Below are 23,669 nucleotides of genomic sequence, written 5' to 3'. Positions count from 1 at the left end.
ATAATGGTATCGGCTTCCTGAAAATCGGCGTCGCGGCCCGACGGAACGTATGCGGAGGGATCAATCGTGAAATGCATGCTGGTAGACGACGAAGCGCTCGCGCTCCGCTATTTGGAGCTCCAATTGAATCGAATCGGCGGACTGGAAATCGTCGGGAAGTTCCAGCTTCCGGAAGAAGCGTTGGAAGCGGCTCCCCGTTTGCAGCCGGATGTCGTCTTTCTGGATATCGACATGCCGGAGCTCGGCGGTCTGGAGGCCGCGGAACGTCTCCAGGAGCTGCATCCGCCCGTGGAAATCGTCTTCGTGACGGCTTACGATAAATTCGCCGTGCAGGCTTTTGAGCTGCAAGCTTTGGATTACGTGCTGAAGCCGCTTCAGACCGATCGGTTGGAGACGACCGTCCGGCGGATTCTGGGGCAGCGCGGGCGCGCGGACCGCCATGCCGCGTCCCCGATCCGGACCGCGGCCGTACGGTGTTTTCAAAGCATGCAAATCGACCCCGGAACGGGCGAACCGCTCCCCTGGCGCACCGCGAAAGCCCAGGAATTGTTCGCTTATTTGGTTTACCGGAGGAACCAACGTGTCCGGAAAGACGCTCTCATGGATTTGCTATGGCCGGAAATGGAAGAGAGCAAGGCGCAGCCCCTGCTCTACACGACGATTTACAGGCTGCGCAAAATGCTGGATAACGCCGGTCTGAGCATCAAAATCCTCAAATCGTCGTCCGGGTATGGCCTGGATTTGGGCGATTGCCCGTTGGACGTGGAACAATGGGAAAAGGCGTTGTCCGAGGCGGACGGGTTGTCCCTGGAGACGGCGGATGGATATGCTCGGCTCTTGGAGGCTTACGCGGGCGATTATTTGGCGGAGCATGATTACGCCTGGGCCGAGCAAGAACGGCAGAGGCTGCAAAACATGTGGTACCATCACGCCACGGCGCTCGGCCGGCTGTGGGAGGACCACGGCCGGCTTTCGGAAGCGCTGGACTGGTATTTGCGGATTCAGCAGAAATACCCTTACGGGGAAGATGTGTATTTCGCCTTGATGAGAGTGTACGGGGAAATGGGGCAAATCCATTTCGTAGAGCAGCAGTACGCCAAGCTGACCTCCATGTTGGACAAAGAGTACGGCGTCTCCCCATCCGAACGGACAGCGGAATGGTACCGGAATTGGCGTGCGGCGACGAACTGACAAGACGCGAATTCGGGGGCGCCGATTACTTTTTCGTGATGCGGAAAGCGACGACGGTGCCCTGTCCGGGCGCGCTCCGGATCCGGAGTCCTTCTCCGTACAGCTGTTTGAGCCGCCGGTCCGTGTTGCGAAGTCCGACCCCCGCGCGGTTGGCCGAAACGTCGCTCAGTAGACGCTCGGCCTCGTGAACGTCCATCCCCGCTCCGTCGTCCTCGACCGCGATATCCGCCCCGTTCCCGTTTTCCGTGATTCGAATGAGAAGCCGGCCGCCGTGGGCCCGCTTCGTAATCCCATGCCGGACCGCGTTCTCGACGATCGGCTGAATGGAGAGCGGCAGGATTTTCCACCTTGTCCCGATCCCCGCATCTGTCTCCCAATCGATTCGCAGCCGGTCTCCGAATCTTTCCTTCTCGATGTGCAAGTAGGCGCGAACGAGCTCCAGCTCGTCCCGAAGCGGGATGAGCTGTCCCGAATTCCGGAAATCGAAGCTGGCGCGCAAGTACCGGCTGAACGCGTCGAGCAGCGCGCGCATTTTGGCCGGATCGACCTCGCTGAGGGCGGCGATCGAATTCAGCGTGTTGTAGAGAAAGTGCGGCTGGATCTGGGCCTGCATCCATGCCGCTTCCATGCGCAGCCGCTCGCTGAACGACTTGCGCATGGCCGTGAGCGCCCATACCCTCGAACGCAGCTCCATTCCATCGGCCGGCTTGGCCACGTAATCGTTGGCGCCGGCGGCGAACCCCGCTTCGATATCCTCCGGCCGGTAACGCGCCGTAAGCAGCAGAATGGGGAGCTCCGTAATCGGGAATCGTTCCCGGACCGAGCGGGCGAGCTCATATCCCGACATCTTAGGCATCATGACGTCCGCGATCAGCAGATCCCATTTCCGGGTACCCAGCAGGGACAACGCTTCTTCTCCGCTGGACGCCTTGACGATGTCGTAACGTTCCGCGCCCAGCACGCTTTCGAGGACGGCCAGGTTCACCGGGTCGTCGTCGACGGCCAGAATCGCGGGCCGGTCTTCGTTCGGCTCCCGTTCGGTTTCCGCAGGATCGCGAACGACCGTTGCAGCCGTTTCCGCCAGTGCGCGAATCTCCGGTTGCGATGACGCGGAATTCGAGAGGGAGACGGTATCCGCGAACGGCAGCGTAAAGGAGAATTCGGAGCCTTGCCCCGGCAACGATTCGACCTGCAGCGTGCCTCCGTGCAATTCCACCAGCTGCTTGCAAATGCTTAACCCCAGCCCGATACCGCCGCCGGACGCCTGAGGGGTGGCGCCGCCTTGTTCATAGGGTTCGAAAACGACGTTGCGCGTCTTCTCGTCCATCCCCGGCCCGGTATCGGAGACGGCGATCAGCGCCATTCCGTCCCGTGCCGACGCCCGTATCGCCACCATGCCCACGTCCGTGAATTTCAGCGCGTTATGCACCAGATTGAACAAAATTTGCGTCAACCGGTTCTCGTCCGCCCGCAAGCGGGGAAAGTCGGGCGGAATGTCGTTGACCAGTCGCACCGGTTTGCCATCCGCCATATAGCGAAGCATGTCCAGGACGCCGGATGCGACCGCCTGCGCCTGAACGTTCCCGACCTGCAGGCGGAGCGTATCCCCCCGCAGCATGCCCAGATCCAGCAAGTCGTTCACCAGAAGGGAAAGCCGCTTGCCCACGGTCACCAAGAGCTCCATCCGGGCCCTGCCTTCGGCCGCGAATTCGCGATCCTCCCAGCGCTCCATGACGCTCTGGGCGATATTCAGCATGCCGTGCAGCGGATTCCGCAGCTCATGGGCGGTATTCGCCAGAAAATCGTCTTTCTGCTTGTCCGCCTGCTGCAGCTTCTCCGCGAGCCGGACGGAATGCTCGGACAGCCGGAAGTAGCTCCGGAACCAATAAGACGCGAAAGCGAAAAACGCGGCGCTCAGATCGATCGGATAATAACCGGCGTCGAACAGTCCCGCGCCTTTGCCGAGCGTGCCCACGATATTGGCCAGCACGCTCGTGATGCCCAGCAGCACGTAAATCGCGTCCGCGTTGCCTCGGGTCAGCGAACGGAAAGACAAGCGGGAGACGATCAGACCGCCAATGAACGGCATGGAGAAAAGAATATACCCGAGCTCCAGCGTGACTTTGGCGGGGGTGACCACGATCAGGACGGCCGAAACGCCGCAAACCGCGTAAAACCAAAAATGCCGGCCGGTTTTGGCGTATTCGTCCAGCAGGCTTGCGATAAACCGGACCATCAGCGCGGCGATCGCGACGTAGGACAGATAAACCAGCTTGACGTTCCAATCGAAATCGAGCGGAATCCATGCCAGCAGAAGCTTGTCGTCGTCGGCCACGGTCATCAAGATCGCGGAAGCGACCAGCGCCAGGAACCAGAGCAGCTCCTTCCGGCGGGTCCCGATCAAAAACAAGACGCCGGCGTAGAGGCCATGGATCGCCAGGACGATGCAGACGGTCCATTGCGCGCCGACGGAGAACAGGCGCTCTTGCTGGATCGCCTCCGCGGAGCCGAAGTGGACGGGTTTCATGATGCCGCCCCTCATGACGCTGTCAAAATTGGCGGCTTGCACGACGACGTCGATGACGCCGTCATCGGCCGGGAAGACGGCCTGCATCGGGAACGTGTAAGGCGTGTAACGGCTGGGGTCCGAATCGACCCGGCCCTTGCCGGCCAATCGTTGTCCGTTCACGAAAAGTTCGGAAGCGGTGCGTACGTAAGGGATTCGAATGCCGTACATCCGCCCGGGCTCCGGCCGGACCAAAATCCGCAGGCGGTAGGAGCCGTAGCCGTAAGCGGAATGGTTCGGGGACCCGAGGGAAGCGTTCCATGTCCCGGGGACATGGACGAAGGTATCGCTTGCCGGTCCAGGGTCTTCATTTCCGCTGCCGGTCATAAGGAACCGTCCGGGATAGAACTCCCATTCGCCGTTCAAGTCCATGGCGCGGCCGGAAAGGACGTCCCGGTCGCGCAAATCCAGTACGCCTTGCGCGGCGGCCGGGTGCTCCGGCCCCGCCCGGAGCTCGGTCCAGACCAGCCGGACGGCGAGCAGCGCCGCGAAGAACAGCGCCGTGATCAGTATCGCTCTTTTTTTCGTCATCATAAGCGTTATGTTTCGACAATGATCGCGAAAATCCTTTCCGGGAGTCCGTCGCCCCGGCCGTCCGGCGCAAACGGCGCCGCAGCGTCAACGCTCGGCACGCGAAAAACCGCCGGTCTTAAGGACCGGCGGTTCAAGCGAAACCCGAATTACATCAGGTTGTTGATTTTGTTCTGCAGCGCGGCTTTGCTTTGCAGGCCGACCAGCTTGTCGACCGGCTGACCGTCCTTGAACAGGATCAGCGTCGGAATGCTCATGACGCCGAACTGGCTGGCCAGTTCCGGCTCTTCGTCGACGTTGACTTTCGCGACCGTGGCTTTGCCTTGAAGCTCTTCGGACAGCTCCTCGACGATCGGAAGCTGCATTTTGCAAGGTCCGCACCAGGGCGCCCAGAAATCGAGAAGCGATACCCCTTGCGATACCGTTTGGTTGAAATTGTCCTTCGTGACGGCGACTGCCATGTCACATCACTCCTTATCCGGAATTTAGGAACTACGAGGAAACCTCTATGATGATCGGGCATCTCTAATATACCCGCTGCATCCGGCTTTCAAGCTTGCTGCTTGGCCTTGATGCCCGACAGCATGGAGCCGATCGTGATCCGCTCGAAGTATGCCTCCAGCTGACGGTCCGCTTCGCAGAACACTCCCGCCATGACCTCGGCCATATTGGAGCTGACGACGCAGTCCTTCTTCGGATCGCCGCTGCACCAGTTGGGGGCCAGAGAACCCGCCGCGAGGGAACGGTATACGTCGGCAAGCGTGATTTCTTCAGGCGCGCGGCACAGCTTGTAACCGCCCCCGGAGCCTTCCCGGGTATCCAGGAAGCCGTTCTTGCGCAGGCAGCTCATCACCTTGCGCACCCGCACCGGGTTCGTGCAGACGTTCTCCGCGATCTCGTCGCTCGTCGCCATGCCCTCGGGAAGATGGGCCAGCAGGACCAGACTATGAACCGCTATGACGAAGTCGCTGTTCAATGGCATCTCCTCCCTGCCGGTACTGTAATATTATCAGTTACAGTTGAGATTGTCAACAGGGCGCGCGCCGGGGCGGAACAAGAAGCATCGGCGGCGATCAGAAATCGATATGGTCGGGATCCGCCCCGAAACGGCGGTCTTCGTTGAGCCCGTCGATCCGGACCATGTCCTCCGGCGACAGCTCGAAATCGAACACGTCGGCGTTCTCGCGGATCCGGGATTCGTTCACGGATTTCGGGATCGTCGCGATCCCATGCTGAAGGTGCCAACGGATCACGATTTGCGCGGGCGTCTTGCCGTAACGGGCGGAAAGTTCCCGCAGCAGGGGCAAGTCCAAGTTGCCTTTCATCAGCGGACGCCAGGATTGCACCTGGATGCCTTCTTTCCTGCAGAACATGAGCAGCTTCTTCCGCGTCAGCAGCGGATGCATTTCGACCTGGTTCACCATCGGCTTGATCCGGCACGACCCCATCAGGTCCTCCAAATGGTGCACGAGGAAATTGCTGACGCCGATCGCTTTGACGCGGCCTTGCTCATACAGATCTTCGAGCGCGCGGTAAGTCTCTTTATATTTCCCCTGAACCGGCCAATGTACCAAATACAAATCGACGTAACCCAAGTCCAGGTTGGCGAAGCTTTGCTCGAACGCCTTCATCGCGTTGTCGTAGCCTTGCTGGTCGTTCCAAACCTTGGTGGTGACGAAAATATCCTCGCGCGTGATCCCGGACGCCCGGATCGCCCGGCCGACCTCCGCTTCGTTTCCGTACAGGGAAGCCGTATCCATCAGCCTGTAACCCGTTCGCAACGCGGCCGCCACGGCGTTCTCCGTCTCGGCTCCTGCCTTGGCCCGCCATACGCCGAGCCCCAGTCTCGGCATCTCCACGCCGTTCAGCAGCTCCGCTTTCGAATCGATCGTCAGCTTCATTGTCCTCTTCCTTCCGGATATGGTTCAACATGACCCTTCCATTCTAGCATGTCCCCTTGCTTCCCGCACGTTGTAACCGGAGCCGATGTCTGCCATACTGAGGTCATCATTCCTTTCAGAAAATCGAGGTGTGCCGGATGAAAATCGACCTGTATTCCGACATGGTGTGCCCTTGGTGCCGCATCGGCAAGAAAAACATGTACGACGCGATCATGGCTTGGGCGAACGAAACGAACGAGACGGTGGACGTGGCTTTTCACGCTTTCCAGCTGGATCCCGGCCTGCCTCCGGAAGGGAAGCCGTTCCGCGATACGATGGAGGCCAAAATGGGCGGCGCCGCGCGGCTCGATCCGATGCTGCAGCGGGTCACCGAAGCGGGCGCCGGCATCGGGCTGACGTTCCGTTTCGATCGCATCGCGCGAATGCCGAACACGCTGCTGGCGCATCGGATCACGGCCATTCTGCCCGAAGAGAGCCGCCAGGCTTGGGTGGATGCGGCGATGGACGCTTATTTCGAGGAAGGACGGGACATCGCGGACCTTGACGTGCTGCTGGGGCTGGCCGAGGGTATCGGCGCGGATGCGGGCGAGCTCCGGAAGCGGCTGGACGCCGGGGACGGGACGGCCGAGACCGACCGCGACTTCGCGGCCGCGCGGGACATGGGCATTACGGGCGTGCCGTTCTTCATCATCAACGGAAAATACGCGTTGTCGGGGGCGTACCCGTCCGCGCAGTTCCTCGCCGCGTTCCGGCAAATCGCGCAGGAAGAAGCCGCGTCCTCCTAACGGGGAGCGGCTTCTTTCCATGTCGGGGCAGGCTTCCGTTCGGCTGCGCGTCGCGGCGGAGGCGGTCCTGCCGCGCATCGTTTACCGTTTCATCATCAGCCAGTAGACCGCATAGCCGGCCGCTCCCGCCAAGATGACGACGGTCGAGGCGTACGACACGATTTTCAGGAATAGTTCGAAGTAGTAGGCCTCGCGTTTTTCCCTTTTCAAGACCGCCCCTCCTCGTTCGCCGAACCGGAGCGCTCCTTTCGCGGCCCGGTTCGGTAAATGATCAAGATGCAGCTTCGCTGCTGCTCCGACCGGGAAAGGTGTTTTTTCACGAACGTCCCGTACCGGATGTCGATGACCTGGTCGTCGCGGAGCGTCGCCAGAAACTCGTTCGCCGAACGCTCCGCCGGCACCGTGTCCGAATCCACGAATTCTTTGACCTGGATCATGGAATCCCTCCGTTCATTCGCTCTGGACGGCATAAGCCGTCTTTCGGACCGTCAGCCGGTATTTGCCTCCCGGGGTGTCGACCTCCGCGCTGCAGCCCGGCCTCGAGAGCAGCAGGCACTGCCCGACGGGGGACAGGAACGAAATCCGGCTTTCGAACGGATCGGCGTCGTTCGGAAGGACGATCGTGAGCTCCTCGTCGATGAGATCCGTATCGTTGCGGATCGTGACGCGGGAGCCGATCCAGACGATCGTATCCGGACCTTCCTCGCCATGGCCGTCCATGAAGCGGCGGACTTCCCGGCAATACCGCCGGAGCAGGTCGTCCATCGTTTGCCGGACGCCCGTGTTCGGCAGCGCATCCAGCAGCTCGGAAGCGTTCTCGTCGAAATAGACGAGCTGCCGCACGAGATTCTCCTTGAAGCGGCCCGTGATGCTATGGCTCATGGCAGTTCCCTCCTCCATGCGCCGATCTGCGCGTCGCCTGGGCAATCGCGGCTTTCGTGATCTTTTTCATCGCTCGTGATCCTCCCATCCATTAAATGTAAAACCCCTTTATGATGAACGAAGACACCCCGCCCCTAGGGCGAGATGCCTTCTATTGGTTCGATCATATCACGTTTGGCAAATGCGTTCAATGATACAAAATATTTCCATAAAAAGTAAGCCGGCGCTTATTCTTGCTCCTTCGGCTTTCCGCCCTGCGCGCTTCGCAATTGGTGAAGAAACGCCTCCAGCGTGCGGGTACGGAGGTCGCCCTGCCGCAGGAGGATCCGAAAGCTTCGCTTGAAGGGCAGCCCCGGCGCCCGCAGCAGCTTGACCGTGCCCAGCTTCAGCTCTTTCGAGACGCTGAGCCTCGAGAGGAAGGCGATGCCGAGGCCCGCTTCCACCGTTTCCTTGATCGATTGGATGCTGCCCATCTCCATCAGCCTGCGAGGCGCGATGCCGGCCGCGGCCAGCCATCGGTCCGCGGCCGCCCGCGTGCCGGAGCCCGGTTCGCGCACGACCCAAGTTTCTTCCGCGAGCATGCCCGGCGCGCGGACGGCCTGCAAGGCGGCCAGCGGATGCGATGCGCCGGCGACGATCACCATTTCATCGTCGGACAGCCACTCTTCATCGAGTCCGCCTCCCGCTTCCTCCCCCTCCACGATGCCGACGTCCAGCTCGCGGCGGCGGACCTTGTCGGCGATGTCGAACGTGTTGCCGATCGTGATCGACGGACGGACGTCGGGATACGCCAGGTTGAACCGTGCGAGCGCCTTCGGCAGCACGTATTCCCCGAACGTATAGCTGGCGCCTACGGCGAGCGGGCCGCCGGTGTGATGGAGCAGGTCCGCGACCATCTCGTTCATGCGGCGGTACAGGCTGCCGATTTCCCGGGCGTGGTGCAGGACGATCTCCCCGGCTCGCGTGAGGGAGACGGATTTGTTGTCCCTTTCCAGCAGCCGGACGCCGTACCGCTCTTCCAAAGCGCGGACGTGCTGGCTCACCGCGGGCTGCGTCATATGCAGCCTTTCGCCGGCTCGGGAGAAGTTGCGCGTCTCCGCGACCGTCGCGAATACTTGCAGGGATTGATCCATAAGCGGAAATCCTCTCTTTTTATTATAAGCCTTTGATTATCTTAACGATTATTATAATTGATTTTTCTTATTGCGGAACCCGCAGTATGCTGAGCATACGGAAGCTCCTTTGCGCGCGCATGCTTCTCGCAACTTGGTGAAAGAGAGCGTGGCTCATGTTACGGACGGATTGGATCGGCGGCGTCATGTTTACGTTGGGATTAGCGTCGGTTGGATGGGGAATGGCTTGGCTGCCCGGTTTGGATCATCTCGGCCCGCTGGCCGACGCGTTATTGGCCGCGGCGCTGTACCGCCGCTTCTTCGGTTTTCCGGACCGGCTGCGGACGGGCATCCGCTTGTCCTCGGGCTCGCTGCTCCGACTCGCGGTCGCGTTGTATGGACTGCGGTTGAACGTGTCGGTTCTGATAGGCGGCGGTTTGATGGCGCTCGCTCAGGGCGCGCTGACGATCGCCTTCGCATGGCTTGTCGTAACCGCGCTTGGCCGGCGGTGGAAAGCCGATGCCCCGCTGACGCTTCTGCTCGCGCTGGGGACCGGCATCTGCGGCGCTGCCGCCGTCGCCGCGGTTTCGCCGATCTTGCGGTCCAAAGAGGAAGATGCCGCCGTCAGCGCGGGTTTGATCGCGTTGACGGGCACCCTCTTCGCCGTCGGGTATACTTTGTTGCAGCCGTGGCTGCCTCTAGATCCTGCCGGGTACGGGATTTGGGCGGGAGCAAGCCTCCATGAAGTCGCCCATGTCGCCATGGCCGCCGCGCCCGCGGGCAGCGAAGCGATGGCGGACGCTTTGCTGTACAAGCTTGCGCGGGTTCTGCTGCTCGTACCCGTATGCCTGATTCTTCTGCGGCTTCGCAACCCGGGAAGGCGGCGCGACGGCTTCGGCGCGGGTGTTCGAGGTGCGGTTGCCGGCGGGGCGGTGAGAGGCGATGACAGCGATCGGTCCCGAATCGCCGTGCCCTGGTTCCTGCTCGGCTTTGTCGCAACGAGCCTTCTGGGCAGCTATGCCTTTCCCGCGGTCGGGATCGATCCCGAGCCGATCGCCCAATGGACCTCGAAAGCAACGACGCTGCTGCTCGGCATGGCAATGGGCGGCCTTGGCCTGCACGTCAACTTGCAAGACCTCCGCTCGCGTGCCGTCCGACCGCTGGGGGCCCTGTTCGTCGGCTCCTTGCTTCTGTCGGCGCTAACGTACGGGATCGTATTGGCGACGCAATGAAGCCATCGCGACGCCGCGCTCACTTCGCCGCGCCGGCGATGGCGCGCGCGATCCAGACGCCGGCGGCCCCGGCCTGGGCGAGGCCGCGGGTCACGCCGGCCCCGTCGCCGCCGCAGTACAGGCCGGCGATCTCGGTCTCCAGCGCGTTGCTCAGCTTCGGACGCGCCGAATAGAACTTCGCCTCCACGCCGTAGAACAACGTGTGCTCCGAGGCGATCCCCGGCGTCACCTTATCGAGCGCCTCCAACATCTCGATCAGGCTCTTCATCGTGTTATAAGGCAGCACGAGCCCCAAATCGCCCGGAACCGCCTCGTGCAGCGTCGGCTCGATGAAGCCTTCCTTGATCCGCCCCTCGGTCGATCTCCGGCCGCGCAGGATATCCCCGTACTTCTGCACGATCACCCCGCCGCCGGACAAATCGTTCGCCCGTTTGCAAATTTCCCGCGCGTACTCGTTCGGTTTGTCGAACGGCTCCGTGAATTTGTGCGAGACGAGCAGCGCGAAGTTCGTATTCGGCGAACCCAGCGCGGGATCCTTGAAGGCGTGTCCGTTGGCCGCCATCACGCCGCTGTGGTTCTCCACCACCACGTGGCCGGACGGATTGCTGCAGAACGTGCGCACCCGCGTGCCCACGGACGTATTGAACACGAACTTTCCTTCGTACAGGTGCTCGTTGATCTCGCGCATGACCACGTCCGACGTTTCGACCCGCACCCCGACGTCCACCTGGTTGTTCGCCATTTTCAGCCGGCGTTTCTTGAGCACCTCGGCGAGCCAAGCGGAACCGTCGCGGCCGGGCGCCACGACGACCCGATCCGCCAGGATCTCTTCCCCGTTTTTCAATAGGATTCCGCGAACCCGGTGCGTTCCGTCCTCCTTGACCGTGATCAAGTCCGCGACTTCGGTTTTAAACCGCATGTCTACGCGCTCGGAGAGATAGTCGCTGATCGATTTCATGATTTCCAGGTTCTGCTCCGTGCCCAAGTGCCGGACTTGCGCCCGCAGCAGCTTCAAGCCTGCCGCGTATCCGCGCCGCTCGATCTGGCGGACGACGTCGGTCGTCGGGTCGGTCACCTGCTCCGTCGCCCCGTGGGCGAGATTGATTTCGTCGACGTAACGGATCAGCCCCAGCACTTGGGAAGGCGGCAAATAATCCGTCAGCCAGCCCCCGAACTCGGTCGTGATATTGAATTTGCCGTCGCTGTAAGCGCCCGCGCCGCCGAAGCCGGCGGTAATCGAACAGGCCGGCAGGCAGCCCGCGAATTCTTTCTTCCCGGCCGGGGGCGGGCACAGCTCGATTTTGTTTTCCAAAATGGGACAATGTCGATGGCGGATGTCATGCCCCTTATCCACCAGCAGCACTTTCAGCCGCGGCGCCGTCCTCGTCAATTCGTAACAGGTGAAAATGCCGGCCGGCCCCGCGCCGACTACGATCACGTCATAGGCGTTCATAGTTGCCGTCTCCTCCTCTGGATGAGTGAACTCGCCCTGCGGCAGACAACAAAAATTCCCGACTGCCGAAGGGTGTGGCGGTGCCACATCCTCGTAGTCAGGAATTGAACGGTTCCCGGTAGAAACCTCCGGCCCTGTGCCGGAGCTATACGAAGGACGATCTCAACGCTGTCGCGTTACATCCAACAGGGTAACGCAAAACTTCGTACGCGTCAAGCTTCATTCGCCCCTATCATTCGGGTTTACACTATGAAATTATTCTCATACATATTAATAAACCTATAATCCAACCTAATCCCGAACATTCGCCCGAACCCTTACCCTGTTTCCGCCAGCCGCACGTCCACCGTAACCGTCAGTTCCTGCTCCCCGGTCCCTCGGTAAATCCCTTTCACCGGCACGATGTCCGTGTAGTCGCGGCCGTGCCCCAGCTTCACGTACCGCCAGTCGATCAGGTTGTCGTTGGTCGGGTCGACGCCCATCCATCCCGCTCCCGGAACGTAAACTTCGACCCACGCATGGGAAGCTTGCTCGAAATCGGCGTCTCGACCTTGCAGGTCCCCCACGAAGTGATAGCCGCTCACATAGCGTGCCGGAACTCCCCTGTATCGGCATACGGCGATCATGAGGTGCGCGAAATCTTGGCACACGCCCGATCCGATCCCGATGAGCTCCTCCGCCGTCGTGCCGACGCCGGTGGAATTCGGCTTGTACTCAAAGTCGCCGTGAATGCGCCGGGCCGCTTCGCGGACGAAGCCGAACACCCCCTCGCCCTCCCCGCCGATCCCCGACGCGTAAGCGGAGACGGTCGGGAAAAACGAAACGTACGAGGAAGCAAGCAAATATTCCGCATAACGGTCGACGAAGTCCGGCGAACGGACGCGTCCCCACGAAGTCACCGGCGCCATGTCAGCGGGCGGGGCCAACTTGCGGTCTCGGGTGACGACGGTGGAGTGCGCCGTGATGACCAGCTCCCGATGCGCATCATTGGCCGTGAAGGAATGGACCCGATTGCCGAAATAGTCTTCGTACGACAGCAGGGAAACGACCGGCTCGACCGTCAGCCGATGCTGATAGCAAGCCTGCCGTTCGTCGGTGCGGGGCGACAGGCGGATCTCATTGACACTGTCCGTCACCGGCGAAGCGTAGCGGTACCTCGTGACGTGCCGGATCTCGAGCTTCATGCGGTAACCTCCCGTCCAGGGAAAAAAAACGTCCGTGCCATCAGATCCTCGAGCTGCCGGCTGCTGGCGCTCAGCTGCCTCAGCATTGGATCCAAATTGTCCAGCGTAACGTCTCCACGGTCGAGGTATCCCAGCTCCGAACGCACTTTGCCGGCCATTCGGAGCATCCGATCGATGCCGCCGGAGCCGGACCTCGCGCCCGGCAGGCGCAGCGCCTGCAGGTGCCGTTCGAACCGCGTCAGCGAATAATGGACCGAGCGCGGGAACGTGTCCTGCAAAATCAAAAACCGCGAGACTTCTTCCAATCCGGCTTCCCCGATGTCCAGCCGGCGGAACGCTTCCGTTCCCCCCACCGATTTCAGCATGGCCATCGTGTACCCGTAGGACGCCGAGCCCGGCTCCGGCAACGCGGCGCGCACGGACTGCAGCAGACGGATGACGTTTTCCGACCGTTCCAGATGCCGTCCGGCCTCCATCATATGCCACAGCTCGTCGCGCGGCGTGATCGAGCGAGCCGTCCCTTGAAAAGCCGCCAACCCGTCTTTCACTTTCTGGAACAGCCGATGCGGCGATTCCTCCACGATCTCGGCCGGCTTCACGTTCCGGAGCCAGAGATAGAAGCCGTTCAGCAGGCTCCACAGCTCGGCCGGAAGCTGCTCGCGGATTTTCTTCAGATTGTCCCGGGCCTGCGCGACGCAGCGAAGCAACGAATTGTTAAGCTCGGAATCGATCGTCAGAAAAAAGAGGACTTCCTTCTCCCGATACTCGCCGAATTTCCGTTCATACAAGGCGGTATCGCCGATCGACTCCACCATCCGTTTCCAGACGCTTTCTTCCCCCGTGTCCCCATCCTCCCTCAGATGGTAAAACACGTCGAGCAGACGGGCGTGATTCTCTGCACGTTCGGTGTACCGCCCGATCCAATACAGCGATTCCGCGATCCGGTCCAGCACCGCAACCCCTCCTTCCGGCCCGCAAAGGCCGATCACCGTTCCGTTCCGTTCAGCACCCAAGTATCCTTGCAGCCCCCGCCCTGCGAAGAATTGACGACCAGCGATCCTTCCTTCATCGCCACCCGCGTGAGGCCTCCGGGCAGCACGTGCACGCCGCGGGCGTCCGACAAGGCGAACACGCGGAGGTCGATGTGGCGGGAGACGAGGAATCCGTTCAGGCTGACCGGCGACGTCGAGAGCTTGATCGTCGGCTGGGCGATGTAATTGTCCGGATTCTCCCGGATTTTGGCCGCGAACCGCTGCCTTTCTTCTTCGGTGGAAGCCGGGCCGATCAGCATGCCGTAACCGCCGGAGAGCGACGTTTCCTTGACGACCATCTCGTCCAGCCGGGCCAGCGCGTATTCCCGCTCCTCCGTCCGGCTCATCAAATAAGTCGGGACGTTGTTTAAAATCGGGGTTTCGTTCAAATAATACCGGATCATGTCCGGCACGAAGGCGTATATCGCCTTGTCGTCCGCCACCCCCGTTCCCGGCGCGTTCGCGATGGCGACGTTGCCGAAGCGGTAAGCGTTCATGAGGCCGGGAACGCCCAGCAGCGAATCGGGCCGGAACGCCAGCGGATCCAGGAAATCGTCGTCGATGCGCCGGTAGATGACGTCGATTTTCTTCAATCCGTTTAAGCGCCGCACGTAAATTTTGTGGTCCCGGCACACCAGATCGCGCCCTTCCACGAGAATCAGACCCATCTGCTGGGCCAGAAAGGCATGCTCGAAATAGGCGGAGTTGTAGCTGCCCGGCGTGAGCAACGCGATAACCGGCTCCCGGACGCCATCCGGCGCCAGGCTGCGCAGCTTTGAGCGGAAAGCGTCGAGCGTCGGGTCGATCCCGCGCACCGAGTGCCGGAAAAGCAGCTCCGGAAAATCGTGGGTCATAATCGAGCGGCTCTTGAACACGTAAGAGAAACCGGACGGCGAGCGTAAATTGTCCTCGAGGACGTAATAACCGCCCTTCTCGTCGCGGATCAAATCGATGCCGGAGGCGGTGATGTAAGTGCCGCCCGGAACGGGCAGCCGCATCATTTCCGTGCGGAAATACCGGTTGCCCGCGACCATGCGCCGGGGAATGAGGCCGTCCTTCAAAATATTCTGCTCCTGATAGACGTCTCTCAGGAAAGCGTTCAGCGCCCTCACCCGCTGCCGCGTTCCCTGCTCGATCGTCTCCCATTCCGCTGCCGGTATGATCCGGGGCACCAGGTCGAACGGAATCGTCCGCTCGAGCCCTTCCGGCTGGTCTCCTTGCGCCAAGGTAAAGGTGATCCCCTCTTCCAGCAGCCGTCCGTTCATCCGCGTCTGCCGGGCGGCGATCTCCTCGGGCGTCAGTCTCGAGAGCAGCTCGTGCACCTTCCCGTAATGGTGCCGGACCCGGTTATCGCCGTCGTACATTTCGTCGTAGTACGGGGAAGGGGTGGAGGGAGCCGCCGTCGTTCGTCCGCTTATTCGTTCCATAGGAAACGACTTCCTCTCCGGAGGGATTTATCTGTAATGATAGGACCGCAAAACTTCAATGTCAATATTCATTACATAGTTGAGTGCGATTATGTTTATTTATTACATTTAAATTACATTTCGTGTATTAAATATGTAACATTGTTCGGTTTCCTGTCGGTTCGTCCTTGTGGTACAATGGAAAAGCATTTTCCGAAAATGCCCGCGGAGAGAGGGCGGTTGCCGCCATGCGAGAACGAAGGACATTATCCCATACGGATGCCTATACAAGCCTTTGACCCTAGGGTCAAAGGCTTGATCGTTTATTTGCACGCGGTAAACTTTGTTTGAAGGGGTCATGATTGTGGCAGAGACGCACAAACAAAGCCTGACGGCGATCTGGATCAGCCTGGTCAGCAACGTTTTGCTCACTTTGATCAAGCTGGCGGCCGGCCTGCTGTTCGCCAGCCCGGTTCTGCTCGCCGACGGCGTGCATAACGCGGGAGACATCATCGCGACCGTCGCCGCGTTGACCTCTTCCATGGTGTCGAAGAAGCCCGCCGACGAAGATCACCCATACGGCCACGGCAAAGCCGAAGTGGTAGCCTCCGCGCTGGTCGCGGTCATCCTCATCCTGGCCGCGTTCTGGATCGGGGCCCAGTCGGTCGGCGCCCTGTTCAAGGAGCCCGAATCGGAAAGCCTGATCGCGCTGGGCGCCGCTTTCCTCTCCTTGGTCTGGAAGCAGGCTTTGTACGTCTATACCGTCCGGATCGGGCGCGACGCCAACAGCAAAAGCGTGCTGGCCACCGCGTACGATCATCTCGCCGACGTGTACGCTTCGCTGGCCGCGGTGCTGGGCATCGGCCTGGCGGTCGTCGGCGACCATTACGGCTGGGAATGGGCGGCCTACGGGGACCCGATCGCCGGGATCGTCGTCTCGCTGCTCGTCCTGCGCCTGGCCGTCGGGATGGGTCGCGAAGCGGTGGATATATTGATGGAGAAGAACGCCTCCACGGAGAAAATGGAGCGGTATCAGGCGTTGATCCAGGAGGTCGGCCACATCAAGCGGATCGACCGGGTCCGCGCCCGCGAGCACGGCCATTACATCACCGTCGACGTGCGCGTGGGGGTGCCGGGGAATTTCTCGATCCAGCAAGGCCATGACATCAGCCGCGAAATCAAGGCGAGGATCATGGAAAGCGACCCCGACGTCGTGGAGGTCCTGGTGCATTTGAACCCTTGGTATGAGGACTGACGTCTACGGAAAATCGGAGTCGATTGCATAAAGCCCCTTCCTTTCGGAACGCTAAAGTCGATGGGCGAATTCCCTCGATTTTCCGAAAGAAGGGGTTTTGTTGCAGGAAAACTTCATCGTCGCGTCGGCGCTCCTTGTCGCCGTGCTTGCGGCGGACGGCCGCAGGCTGAAACGTTTGCCGCGCAAAGAAAAATGGTGTTATGCCGTATTGGGCTTGGCCGGCCTTTACATGGCCCTTCTCTTCGTCTCCCAGGCTCCCTGGCCGAATTTGCCCGATTTGCTGCATGCCGTCTACGGGGGGCCCGCGGAGCGCCTGACCCAATACCTGAAAGCCTCGGGCTAAGCGGCGAAGGCGGAACGATGAAACCGCGCGAGACCGTCACCTCCTCGCAGATGGCTTTTTTGGCGATCGCCTTCTCGATCGGCTCGTCCATCGTATACATCCCCAGTCCGCTCGAGCAGGCGGCCGGGAATGCCGCCTGGCTGTCGCTGGCCGCCTCCTTCGGCTTCGGGCTGCTCGTTCTGTCATGCGTCCTCTATTTGAATCGGACGCATCCCGGCCAAAGCATGGTCGAATGCTGCCGATCGCTGCTCGGACCCGCGCCGGCGGCCGTCGCCGCGGTCTTCCTGATCGCCATGCTGTTCTTCGCCTTGCCCGCCATCGTCGCCGGCATCGGCGACTTCCAGACGAGCATCGTCATGAAAGAAACGCCGGATTACGTATTCAATTCCTTCAGTTTCCTGGCCGTCGTCTTGACCGTCCGGGCTGGCATCCTCGTCATGGCGCGCATGTTCCTGCTGCTCGTGGTCGTCATGTTGCTTTTCTCTTTCACGGTGATCTTGCTCGCGCTCCCGCTGTACCGCCCCGAATATTTGCTCCCCTTGCTGCCCGGGGGGATGAAACCTTTGCTGCACGGGACGTTCATCGCATCCGGATTCCCGTTCGGGGAGATCGCCTTGTTCACGATGCTGATGCCATACGCGGCGAATTCGGAAAGCGCCAAGCTGAACCGCCGGCTGTATGCGGCTTACTCCGCGACGGGCGTTACGCTTCTGCTCTCCGCCGTCTGCTCGACCATGACGTTCGGGCCGGCCGCCGGAGAAGTTCAGTTCGCGTTGTTCCGGATCTCCTACGAAATCCAGATCGGCGAGCTGTTCCAAAGAATGGAGGCCATCATCGGCATCGCGCTCATTCTCGGATCCTATATGAAAGCGTGCCTGTTCCTCTTCATCCTGAACCGCACGGCGGTCGAGCTGCTCCGCCTGCGCGACGACAAGGCCCTGCTGTTCCCGCTGTCGTTCGTCTGCCTGCTGCTTTCGCTTACGATGTTCCGCAACCCGGCCGACTTCAACCATCAGGTTTACGTGATTTGGCCGTTCATCGTCCTCAGCACGGGGTGTACGCTCGTCTTTTTGCTGTCCGCGCTCGCTTGGCTGAGCCGCCGAACGCGATCTTTTCCGAACGGAAGGAGCGAAAACGCGCCATGACCCCACAAGCACCGGAAGCCGATCGCCTTAGCGCGGACATGCACGCCAACAGGCGCCGGATCGAGCACGTGTTCTCCGAATGCTTCGACATCCAAATCCAACCGTGGCATTACGGGCCCGACCTGGGCCACGCCGCCGTTTCCGTCTACTGCCGTTCCATCGTCAACGAGAAGGACGTCCATACCGTCAAACAAACGCTGCAGAGCCTGGTCCCTCACGAGCTCGGACAGGCGGAATCGATCTCGCCGGAGCAAATCGGCCGTTACTTCGGCCAACGCGGCGTCTCCCCTCAGCCGTACCGGCTGATCTCCACGATCGGGGAAGCCCAGAACGACGTGCTGGAAGGATATGTCGTGCTGATCTTCGACGGCTGGGACCAAGCGATCAGCTACCTCGTGGGCAAATTCCCGAAACGGCAAGTAACCGAGCCGGTGAACGAACCGGTCGTGCACGGCCCCCGCGAAGGGACGATCGAGGATCTGGACACGAATCTGGGCATGCTGCGGCAACGCCTTAAAACCCCCCGGTTGAAAATGGAAAGCCTCACCGTCGGCGACAACGTCAGTTCGAAAGTCGTCTACGTCTACTTGGCCCACGCCGTGGACCTGGACATGCTGGCCGAATTCCGCCGAAGGCTGGCCGGAATCGAACGCTGCGACGCGGTCAGCACCTCCTACGTGGAACAATGGATCGAGGACCATACGTGGACCCCGTTCCCGCAACACCGCTACACGGAGCGCACCGACACCGCCGCGGCCGCTTTGCTGGACGGCAAAATCCTCGTGCTGATGGAGAATTCGCCTACCGTGCTGATCTGTCCCGCCCTTTTCGTCGAGTTCTTCGGCACAAGCGAAGACTATTACGTACGGACATCCTTCGCGACCCTGGTCCGTTGGCTGAGAATATTGGCCTACTTCATGGCGGCCTCGCTGCCCAGCCTGTACATCGCGATCTCGACGTTCCATCCCGAACTGTTTCCGACCGTGCTGCTTCTGGCCGTGCTGGACTCGCGGGAAGGCATCCCTTTCCCGGCCTTTTTCGAAGCGATGATCATGGAGATCTCGTTCGAGTTGCTGAGGGAGGCCGGCATCCGGCTGCCGCGGCCCGTCGGCCCCGCGGTCAGCATCGTCGGCGCCCTCGTCATCGGACAAGCCGCGATATCGGCCAAAATCGCTTCCCCGATCATGGTCATCGTCGTCGCGTTGACGGGCATCGCCTCGTTTTCCATCCCGCACTACGACATGGGCATCGCCCTGCGGATCGTCCGCTTCCCGCTCATGGTGTCCGCCGGCATCCTGGGCTTGTTCGGCATGATGATCGCGTACTTGCTCCTCTTCCTGCACCTCACCTGCCTCCATACGCTGGGACGACCGTATTTGTCCGGTTTGGCCCCCTTGAAGCTTCGCGATATGCGCGACATTCTGATCCGGGCGCCATTGCGGACGCTGATGCGTTCGCCGCGGAACCGCCGGCTGAACGGAGGCGGACCCGCGCGGGAAGGGGCAGGGAGCCGATGAATCGGCGCGCGGCCGCCGCTCTGCTCGCCGTCGCCGGCGTTTTGTCCGGCTGCTGGGACCAGAGGGAGCTCAACGAGTTGGCGTTCGTCCAGGCAGCCGCCATCGAGGAAGGAGAAGGCGGCAACATCCGCCTGACCGCGCACGTTTACCATCCCGGGGAAACGTCGGGCTCCGAATCCGGAGGCGGCAGAAACAAGGAACCGATCAACATCGCGACAGAAAACGCAACGGTATTCGGTGCTTCGCGGGATACGAGCGTAGAACTCGGAAGGATTCTGCAGTGGAGCCACATGCGGGTTCTGCTAATCGGGGAGGGATTCGCCCGGACGCACGACATCCGCAATGTCCTGGACTTTTTCTCTCGGGACCACGAGCCGAGGGGTACGATCGCGATCATGGTGACGAAAGGCTCCGCGGGCGATTATTTGCGCCTCCACCCGATGATCGAATCGTCGATGGGGCGGGAGCTGAGCAAGATCGAAAACCAAACGCACCGATACGCGGGCAAATCGACGATGGTGACCTTGACCGGCGTGGAAATCGCGGCACGGGAAGCGGTGAAGACCGTGGCGCTCCCCTACGTCGTGATGCGGGCGGAGAAACCCCGCTCCCCGCAAATCGGCGGTTTGGCTGTCGTCGACTTCGGCACGGGTAAACTCCGGCAAGTCATCCCGCCGGAGCATGCGCCCTTTGTGCTCATGATCAAGAACAGGTACGCGGGAGGCATCCTGAATTTGCCATGCGGCCGTAACGCCGGCGCGGGGAACGACTCGTTCGATGTCGGCAAATCGCGTGCGCGCGTGAAGCCGCGGTTCGTCCGCGGCGGCTTGAAGTTGGACGTCCGGGTCGATCTCGAAGGCAGCATCGGCGAGCTGGTCTGCTCCAAAGTGATTACGGTCTCGCAAACGGATGCCTTTACCCGCAATGTCGAGAGGAAAGTGGAGACCGGCATTCAAGACGCCTTCGAGCTGCTGCAGCGAAATCGGACCGACTGCCTCGATATCGGCAACGGGCTTTCCCGCTTTCACCCCGGCCAATGGAAGAAGTGGCGCTCCGATTGGCCGGATCGGTTCGCGAGAGCTTCCGTATCGGTGCATGTGAACGTTCGGCTGCGGAATACCGGCTTGACGGCCGGCAAGAAGCTTTGACGGGTTTAGCCGATCGTAACGCGAAAAAAAAGCCGCCTGTCAGTGGGCGACTTGGTTGTACATCATGATCCAGATCGAGCCGGCGACGATGGTGATCAGGATAATGATCCCGAAGATGAGCGCCAGCAGGTTATAGCGCGGCTTCTTCTCCTCGCGCAGGTGCATGAAGAACACCAGCTGCACGGCGAACTGGAGGACGGCGCAGGCCATCAGCGCGACATACGCCGCCGTGCCTTCGAGCCAGCCGTTCAGCACGACCCCGAGCGGGATCGCCGTCAGTACCAGGGAGAGAATGAAGCCGATGACGTAAGACTTGAGCGAACCGTGCGATTCTCCGTGTTCGTGCGCGCCGTGGGAAGCGGTATGCTGCGCCATCTCACATCACCCCCAACAAATAGACGATCGTGAAGACGAAAATCCAGACGACGTCGAGAAAGTGCCAGTACAGGCTGATGACGTTCACCTTGCGCCGGGTGACCGGCGTAATGCCGCGGCGGCCGAGCTGGATCATCAGCGCGACCATCCAGACGAGACCGATCGAAACGTGCACCCCGTGCGTGCCGACCAGCGTGAAAAAGCCGGACAGGAACGCGCTCGTGCCGATCGTCGCGCCTTCGTGCACCATTTTCACGAATTCCGATATTTCCAGTCCGATGAACGAAGCCCCTAGCAAAGCCGTAACGGCCAGCCAGCCGATCAGCCCCTTGCGGCTGCCCTGGTTCATCGACAGCACCGCCAGCCCGCCCGTGAACGAGCTGGTGAGCAGGATGAACGTTTCCGCGACGACGCCCGGCATTTCGAACAGCTCGGAAGCCGTCGGGCCGCCGGCCGTGCCGTTCCGCAGCACGATATACGTCGCGAACAACGTAGCGAAAATGATAACGTCGGTCATCAGGAAAATCCAGAAGCCCATCAAACGCAGCGATTCCAGGTCATGATGCCCGTGGCCGGCCTCATGGGCAACGCCCGCCTTGCCCGCCGAACCCGCGTGCGCGTTCACGTGCGCCATTAGACAGCCCCCCTTGCCGCGGCTTCCGTCCGCTCGATTTCGTCGACCGGAATGTAGTAGTCCGTTTTATAGCTGAACGAGTAAACCAACATGCAGACCGCCACGCCGACGAGTCCGGGAATCGCCATCCACAGCCAGTCGAAGACGAAGCCGAAACCCGCGACGAACCAACAGAGCGCCATGATGATCGGAATGCCGGAGTTTTTCGGCATGTGGATCGGTTCGAGCTTCGGCTGCGGCGCCGGCGCCTCTCCCCGCTCGCGGCGGAGCTTCTCTTCCCACCAGGCGTCGCGGCTGTCTACCGTCGGAACGACCGCGAAATTGTAGTGCGGAACGGGAGACGGCAGCGACCATTCCAGCGTGCGTCCGTCCCACGGATCGCCCGTCGCGTCGCGCTCCATGAACTTTATGCTGTGCATGATCTGCCATACCTGGAACAGGAAGGCGATACCCATCAGGAAGCCGCCGACCGTCGACACGAGGTTGAGCTCCCACCAGCCGGTATCCCAGCCGTAGTGGCTGATCCGCCGCGTCATGCCCATCAGGCCGAGCACGTATTGCGGCATGAAGCAGATATAGAAGCCGACGTTCCAGAACCAGAACGCCCATTTGCCGAGTTTCTCGTTCAGCTTAAAGCCGAACACCTTAGGCCACCAATAGGTCAGCGCGGCGAAGTAGGCGAACGCGACGCCGCCGATCAGCACCTGGTGGAAGTGCGCGATCAGGAAGTAGCTGTTGTGGAACTGGAAGTCCGCCGGCGCGACGGACAGCATGACCCCGGTCATGCCGCCGACGACGAAGCAGAGAATGAAGCCCATCACCCACAGCATCGGCGTCGGGAACGAGATCCGGCCGCGGTACATCGTGAACACCCAGTTGAATACCTTCACGCCCGTCGGGATCGCGATGATCATGGTCGTTACGGCGAAGAAGGCGTTGACGTCCGCGCCCGAGCCCATCGTGAAGAAGTGGTGCGCCCAGGTGAAGAACGAGAAGACGGAGATGCACATCAACGCGAACACCATCGACTTGTAGCCGAACAGCCTTTTGCGCGAGAACGTCGACACGATTTCGGACATGATTCCGAAAGCGGGCAGCACGACGATGTAAACTTCGGGGTGTCCCCACATCCAGATCAGGTTGATGTACATCATCGGGTTGCCGCCGGCGTCGAGCGTGAAGAAGTGCGCGCCCAAGTAACGGTCGATGAACAGCAGCGCCAGCGTCACGGTCAGGATCGGGAACGCCATGATGATCGTCAGGCAGCTCGAGAGCACCGACCAGGTGAACATCGGCATTTTCATGAGTTTCATGCCGGGCGCCCGCATTTTCAGGATCGTGACGATGAAGTTGATCCCGGTCATGAGGCTCCCGATCCCGGAAATCTGAATGCCCCAGATGTAGAAGTCCTGTCCGACGCCGGGATTGAACATTTTCTCCGACAGCGGCGGGTAGGCCAGCCAGCCGGCGTTCGGCGAACCGCCGATGACGAAGGAGACGTTGAACAGCATCGCCCCGAAGAAGAACAGCCAGAAGCTCAGCGAGTTCAGGAACGGGAACGCGACGTCGCGCGCCCCGATCTGCAGCGGCACGACGAGGTTGAACAGCCCGAACATGAGCGGCATGGCCATGAACAGGATCATGATGACGCCGTGCGTGGTGAAAATTTCGTTATAGTGCTCCGGCTGCAAAAACTGGTTGTTCGGAACGGCCAGCTGCGTGCGCATCAGCAGCGCGTCCACGCCGCCGCGGAACAGCATGAGCAGCGAGGCGACGACGTACATGATGCCGATCCGTTTATGGTCGACCGTGGTCAGCCATTCGCGCCACAGCCAGGTCCATTTTTTGAAATAGGTGAGGACGAAGACCACCGCGGCCATCGTGGCCACGATCGCCACGTCCGCGCCGTAAATCAGCGGATCGCCGGTCACGAAGAAGGTCGAGGCGAATTCTTTGATCCGATCCATCCGGCGTTCCC

At 61.0% G+C, this 23,669-nt stretch carries 23 protein-coding genes and 1 riboswitch; of the genes, 8 read left to right on the top strand and 15 right to left on the bottom strand.

From position 1 onward, the window contains the following. Positions 1-75 precede the first annotated feature (75 nt). Positions 76-1,191: a response regulator gene (locus tag PTZ19_RS07305; RefSeq protein ID WP_276353691.1), complete on the top strand. Its 1,116-nt coding sequence runs from the start codon at positions 76-78 to the stop codon at positions 1,189-1,191. 25 nt (positions 1,192-1,216) lie between these two features. On the opposite strand, the gene PTZ19_RS07300 is transcribed toward PTZ19_RS07305, so the two are convergent. The 4 genes from PTZ19_RS07300 to PTZ19_RS07285 form a co-directional block, all read right to left on the bottom strand. Next, the gene (locus PTZ19_RS07300) at positions 1,217-4,291 is read right to left on the bottom strand and encodes a hybrid sensor histidine kinase/response regulator (protein WP_276353438.1); all 3,075 of its coding nucleotides are present in this window, start codon (positions 4,289-4,291) and stop codon (positions 1,217-1,219) included. 146 nt (positions 4,292-4,437) lie between these two features. Then, the gene (gene trxA, locus PTZ19_RS07295) at positions 4,438-4,749 is read right to left on the bottom strand and encodes a thioredoxin (RefSeq protein ID WP_276353437.1); all 312 of its coding nucleotides are present in this window, start codon (positions 4,747-4,749) and stop codon (positions 4,438-4,440) included. An 89-nt stretch (positions 4,750-4,838) separates the two neighbouring features. Next, positions 4,839-5,264: an RrF2 family transcriptional regulator gene (locus PTZ19_RS07290; RefSeq protein ID WP_276353435.1), complete on the bottom strand. Its 426-nt coding sequence runs from the start codon at positions 5,262-5,264 to the stop codon at positions 4,839-4,841. 97 nt (positions 5,265-5,361) lie between these two features. Continuing rightward, a complete protein-coding gene (locus PTZ19_RS07285) occupies positions 5,362-6,189 on the bottom strand; it encodes an aldo/keto reductase (protein ID WP_276353433.1) in 828 nt (275 codons plus the stop codon). Positions 6,190-6,326: 137 nt separating this feature from the next. On the opposite strand from PTZ19_RS07285, the gene PTZ19_RS07280 reads away from it, so the two are divergent. Then, positions 6,327-6,974 carry a DsbA family oxidoreductase gene (locus PTZ19_RS07280; protein WP_276353431.1) on the top strand — a complete coding sequence of 216 codons (648 nt, stop codon included), beginning with the start codon at positions 6,327-6,329 and terminating at the stop codon, positions 6,972-6,974. 81 nt (positions 6,975-7,055) lie between these two features. On the opposite strand, the gene PTZ19_RS07275 is transcribed toward PTZ19_RS07280, so the two are convergent. The 4 genes from PTZ19_RS07275 to PTZ19_RS07260 form a co-directional block, all read right to left on the bottom strand. After that, on the bottom strand, positions 7,056-7,184 hold the full coding sequence (locus tag PTZ19_RS07275) for a hypothetical protein (protein ID WP_276353430.1): 129 nt from the start codon (positions 7,182-7,184) through the stop codon (positions 7,056-7,058). Continuing rightward, on the bottom strand, positions 7,181-7,411 hold the full coding sequence (locus PTZ19_RS07270; RefSeq protein ID WP_276353429.1) for a sporulation protein Cse60: 231 nt from the start codon (positions 7,409-7,411) through the stop codon (positions 7,181-7,183). The genes PTZ19_RS07275 and PTZ19_RS07270 overlap by 4 nt, the downstream gene beginning before the upstream one ends. A 13-nt stretch (positions 7,412-7,424) precedes the next feature. Continuing rightward, complete coding sequence (locus tag PTZ19_RS07265) at positions 7,425-7,856, bottom strand: GreA/GreB family elongation factor (RefSeq protein WP_276353428.1); 432 nt, start codon at positions 7,854-7,856, stop codon at positions 7,425-7,427. A gap of 227 nt (positions 7,857-8,083) precedes the next feature. Then, positions 8,084-8,989, bottom strand: a complete 906-nt coding sequence (locus PTZ19_RS07260) for a LysR family transcriptional regulator (RefSeq protein WP_276353426.1) — start codon at positions 8,987-8,989, stop codon at positions 8,084-8,086. A gap of 155 nt (positions 8,990-9,144) precedes the next feature. On the opposite strand from PTZ19_RS07260, the gene PTZ19_RS07255 reads away from it, so the two are divergent. After that, on the top strand, positions 9,145-10,200 hold the full coding sequence (locus PTZ19_RS07255) for a YeiH family protein (protein ID WP_276353424.1): 1,056 nt from the start codon (positions 9,145-9,147) through the stop codon (positions 10,198-10,200). A gap of 19 nt (positions 10,201-10,219) precedes the next feature. On the opposite strand, the gene PTZ19_RS07250 is transcribed toward PTZ19_RS07255, so the two are convergent. The 4 genes from PTZ19_RS07250 to PTZ19_RS07235 form a co-directional block, all read right to left on the bottom strand. Beyond that, positions 10,220-11,653, bottom strand: coding sequence for an NAD(P)/FAD-dependent oxidoreductase (locus tag PTZ19_RS07250; RefSeq protein WP_276353422.1), 1,434 nt, complete (start codon positions 11,651-11,653; stop codon positions 10,220-10,222). Positions 11,654-11,727: 74 nt separating this feature from the next. Next, positions 11,728-11,826, bottom strand: a riboswitch (purine riboswitch). Between the two features lie 144 nt (positions 11,827-11,970). Next, complete coding sequence (locus PTZ19_RS07245; RefSeq protein WP_276353421.1) at positions 11,971-12,837, bottom strand: transglutaminase family protein; 867 nt, start codon at positions 12,835-12,837, stop codon at positions 11,971-11,973. Beyond that, complete coding sequence (locus tag PTZ19_RS07240) at positions 12,834-13,790, bottom strand: alpha-E domain-containing protein (RefSeq protein WP_276353420.1); 957 nt, start codon at positions 13,788-13,790, stop codon at positions 12,834-12,836. Before PTZ19_RS07240 ends, PTZ19_RS07245 begins: the two co-directional genes overlap by 4 nt. Positions 13,791-13,822: 32 nt before the next feature. Beyond that, on the bottom strand, positions 13,823-15,295 hold the full coding sequence (locus tag PTZ19_RS07235; protein ID WP_276353419.1) for a circularly permuted type 2 ATP-grasp protein: 1,473 nt from the start codon (positions 15,293-15,295) through the stop codon (positions 13,823-13,825). Between the two features lie 343 nt (positions 15,296-15,638). Here PTZ19_RS07235 and PTZ19_RS07230 point away from each other — a divergent pair, with 343 nt between their 5' ends. The 5 genes from PTZ19_RS07230 (at position 15,639) to PTZ19_RS07210 (ending at position 20,682) form a co-directional block, all read left to right on the top strand. Continuing rightward, entirely contained in the window at positions 15,639-16,529 is an 891-nt protein-coding gene (locus tag PTZ19_RS07230) for a cation diffusion facilitator family transporter (RefSeq protein WP_422614977.1), read from the top strand. Between the two features lie 100 nt (positions 16,530-16,629). Beyond that, positions 16,630-16,872, top strand: a complete 243-nt coding sequence (locus PTZ19_RS07225; protein WP_276353417.1) for a hypothetical protein — start codon at positions 16,630-16,632, stop codon at positions 16,870-16,872. A 17-nt stretch (positions 16,873-16,889) separates the two neighbouring features. Then, on the top strand, positions 16,890-18,017 hold the full coding sequence (locus PTZ19_RS07220; protein ID WP_276353416.1) for a GerAB/ArcD/ProY family transporter: 1,128 nt from the start codon (positions 16,890-16,892) through the stop codon (positions 18,015-18,017). Further along, a complete protein-coding gene (locus PTZ19_RS07215) occupies positions 18,014-19,534 on the top strand; it encodes a spore germination protein (protein WP_276353415.1) in 1,521 nt (506 codons plus the stop codon). Before PTZ19_RS07220 ends, PTZ19_RS07215 begins: the two co-directional genes overlap by 4 nt. Further along, positions 19,531-20,682, top strand: coding sequence for a Ger(x)C family spore germination protein (locus tag PTZ19_RS07210; RefSeq protein WP_276353414.1), 1,152 nt, complete (start codon positions 19,531-19,533; stop codon positions 20,680-20,682). Before PTZ19_RS07215 ends, PTZ19_RS07210 begins: the two co-directional genes overlap by 4 nt. Positions 20,683-20,721: 39 nt before the next feature. Here the strand turns inward: PTZ19_RS07210 and cyoD are convergent, their stop codons facing one another. The 3 genes from cyoD to PTZ19_RS07195 are packed head-to-tail and all read right to left on the bottom strand — an operon-like array spanning position 20,722 to position 23,658. Next, positions 20,722-21,057, bottom strand: coding sequence for a cytochrome o ubiquinol oxidase subunit IV (gene cyoD, locus PTZ19_RS07205; RefSeq protein WP_276353413.1), 336 nt, complete (start codon positions 21,055-21,057; stop codon positions 20,722-20,724). Between the two features lies 1 nt (position 21,058). Continuing rightward, positions 21,059-21,691 carry a cytochrome o ubiquinol oxidase subunit III gene (gene cyoC / locus PTZ19_RS07200; RefSeq protein ID WP_276353412.1) on the bottom strand — a complete coding sequence of 211 codons (633 nt, stop codon included), beginning with the start codon at positions 21,689-21,691 and terminating at the stop codon, positions 21,059-21,061. Next, positions 21,691-23,658 (bottom strand): cbb3-type cytochrome c oxidase subunit I, encoded by a 1,968-nt coding sequence (locus PTZ19_RS07195; protein ID WP_276353411.1) that lies wholly within the window; start codon positions 23,656-23,658, stop codon positions 21,691-21,693. The genes cyoC and PTZ19_RS07195 overlap by 1 nt, the downstream gene beginning before the upstream one ends. Between the last annotated feature and the right edge of the window lie 11 nt (positions 23,659-23,669).

Source organism: Cohnella caldifontis, assembly GCF_029360585.1.
Classification (GTDB): domain Bacteria; phylum Bacillota; class Bacilli; order Paenibacillales; family Paenibacillaceae; genus Cohnella; species Cohnella caldifontis.
This window is presented reverse-complemented; position numbering and strand designations above follow the sequence as displayed.

Excerpts from the sequence above, each read along its gene's own strand:
- trxA (WP_276353437.1), bottom strand. The coding sequence starts at position 4,749 with ATGGCAGTCGCCGTCACGAAGGACAATTTCAACCAAACGGTATCGCAA.
- PTZ19_RS07220 (WP_276353416.1), top strand. The coding sequence starts at position 16,890 with ATGAAACCGCGCGAGACCGTCACCTCCTCGCAGATGGCTTTTTTGGCG.
- cyoD (WP_276353413.1), bottom strand. The coding sequence starts at position 21,057 with ATGGCGCAGCATACCGCTTCCCACGGCGCGCACGAACACGGAGAATCG.
- PTZ19_RS07245 (WP_276353421.1), bottom strand. The coding sequence starts at position 12,837 with ATGAAGCTCGAGATCCGGCACGTCACGAGGTACCGCTACGCTTCGCCG.
- PTZ19_RS07235 (WP_276353419.1), bottom strand. The coding sequence starts at position 15,295 with ATGGAACGAATAAGCGGACGAACGACGGCGGCTCCCTCCACCCCTTCC.
- cyoC (WP_276353412.1), bottom strand. The coding sequence starts at position 21,691 with ATGGCGCACGTGAACGCGCACGCGGGTTCGGCGGGCAAGGCGGGCGTT.
- PTZ19_RS07195 (WP_276353411.1), bottom strand. The coding sequence starts at position 23,658 with ATGGATCGGATCAAAGAATTCGCCTCGACCTTCTTCGTGACCGGCGAT.
- PTZ19_RS07270 (WP_276353429.1), bottom strand. The coding sequence starts at position 7,411 with ATGATCCAGGTCAAAGAATTCGTGGATTCGGACACGGTGCCGGCGGAG.
- PTZ19_RS07260 (WP_276353426.1), bottom strand. The coding sequence starts at position 8,989 with ATGGATCAATCCCTGCAAGTATTCGCGACGGTCGCGGAGACGCGCAAC.
- PTZ19_RS07305 (WP_276353691.1), top strand. The coding sequence starts at position 76 with ATGCTGGTAGACGACGAAGCGCTCGCGCTCCGCTATTTGGAGCTCCAA.
- PTZ19_RS07280 (WP_276353431.1), top strand. The coding sequence starts at position 6,327 with ATGAAAATCGACCTGTATTCCGACATGGTGTGCCCTTGGTGCCGCATC.
- PTZ19_RS07250 (WP_276353422.1), bottom strand. The coding sequence starts at position 11,653 with ATGAACGCCTATGACGTGATCGTAGTCGGCGCGGGGCCGGCCGGCATT.
- PTZ19_RS07285 (WP_276353433.1), bottom strand. The coding sequence starts at position 6,189 with ATGAAGCTGACGATCGATTCGAAAGCGGAGCTGCTGAACGGCGTGGAG.
- PTZ19_RS07215 (WP_276353415.1), top strand. The coding sequence starts at position 18,014 with ATGACCCCACAAGCACCGGAAGCCGATCGCCTTAGCGCGGACATGCAC.
- PTZ19_RS07265 (WP_276353428.1), bottom strand. The coding sequence starts at position 7,856 with ATGAGCCATAGCATCACGGGCCGCTTCAAGGAGAATCTCGTGCGGCAG.
- PTZ19_RS07210 (WP_276353414.1), top strand. The coding sequence starts at position 19,531 with ATGAATCGGCGCGCGGCCGCCGCTCTGCTCGCCGTCGCCGGCGTTTTG.
- PTZ19_RS07300 (WP_276353438.1), bottom strand. The coding sequence starts at position 4,291 with ATGATGACGAAAAAAAGAGCGATACTGATCACGGCGCTGTTCTTCGCG.
- PTZ19_RS07255 (WP_276353424.1), top strand. The coding sequence starts at position 9,145 with ATGTTACGGACGGATTGGATCGGCGGCGTCATGTTTACGTTGGGATTA.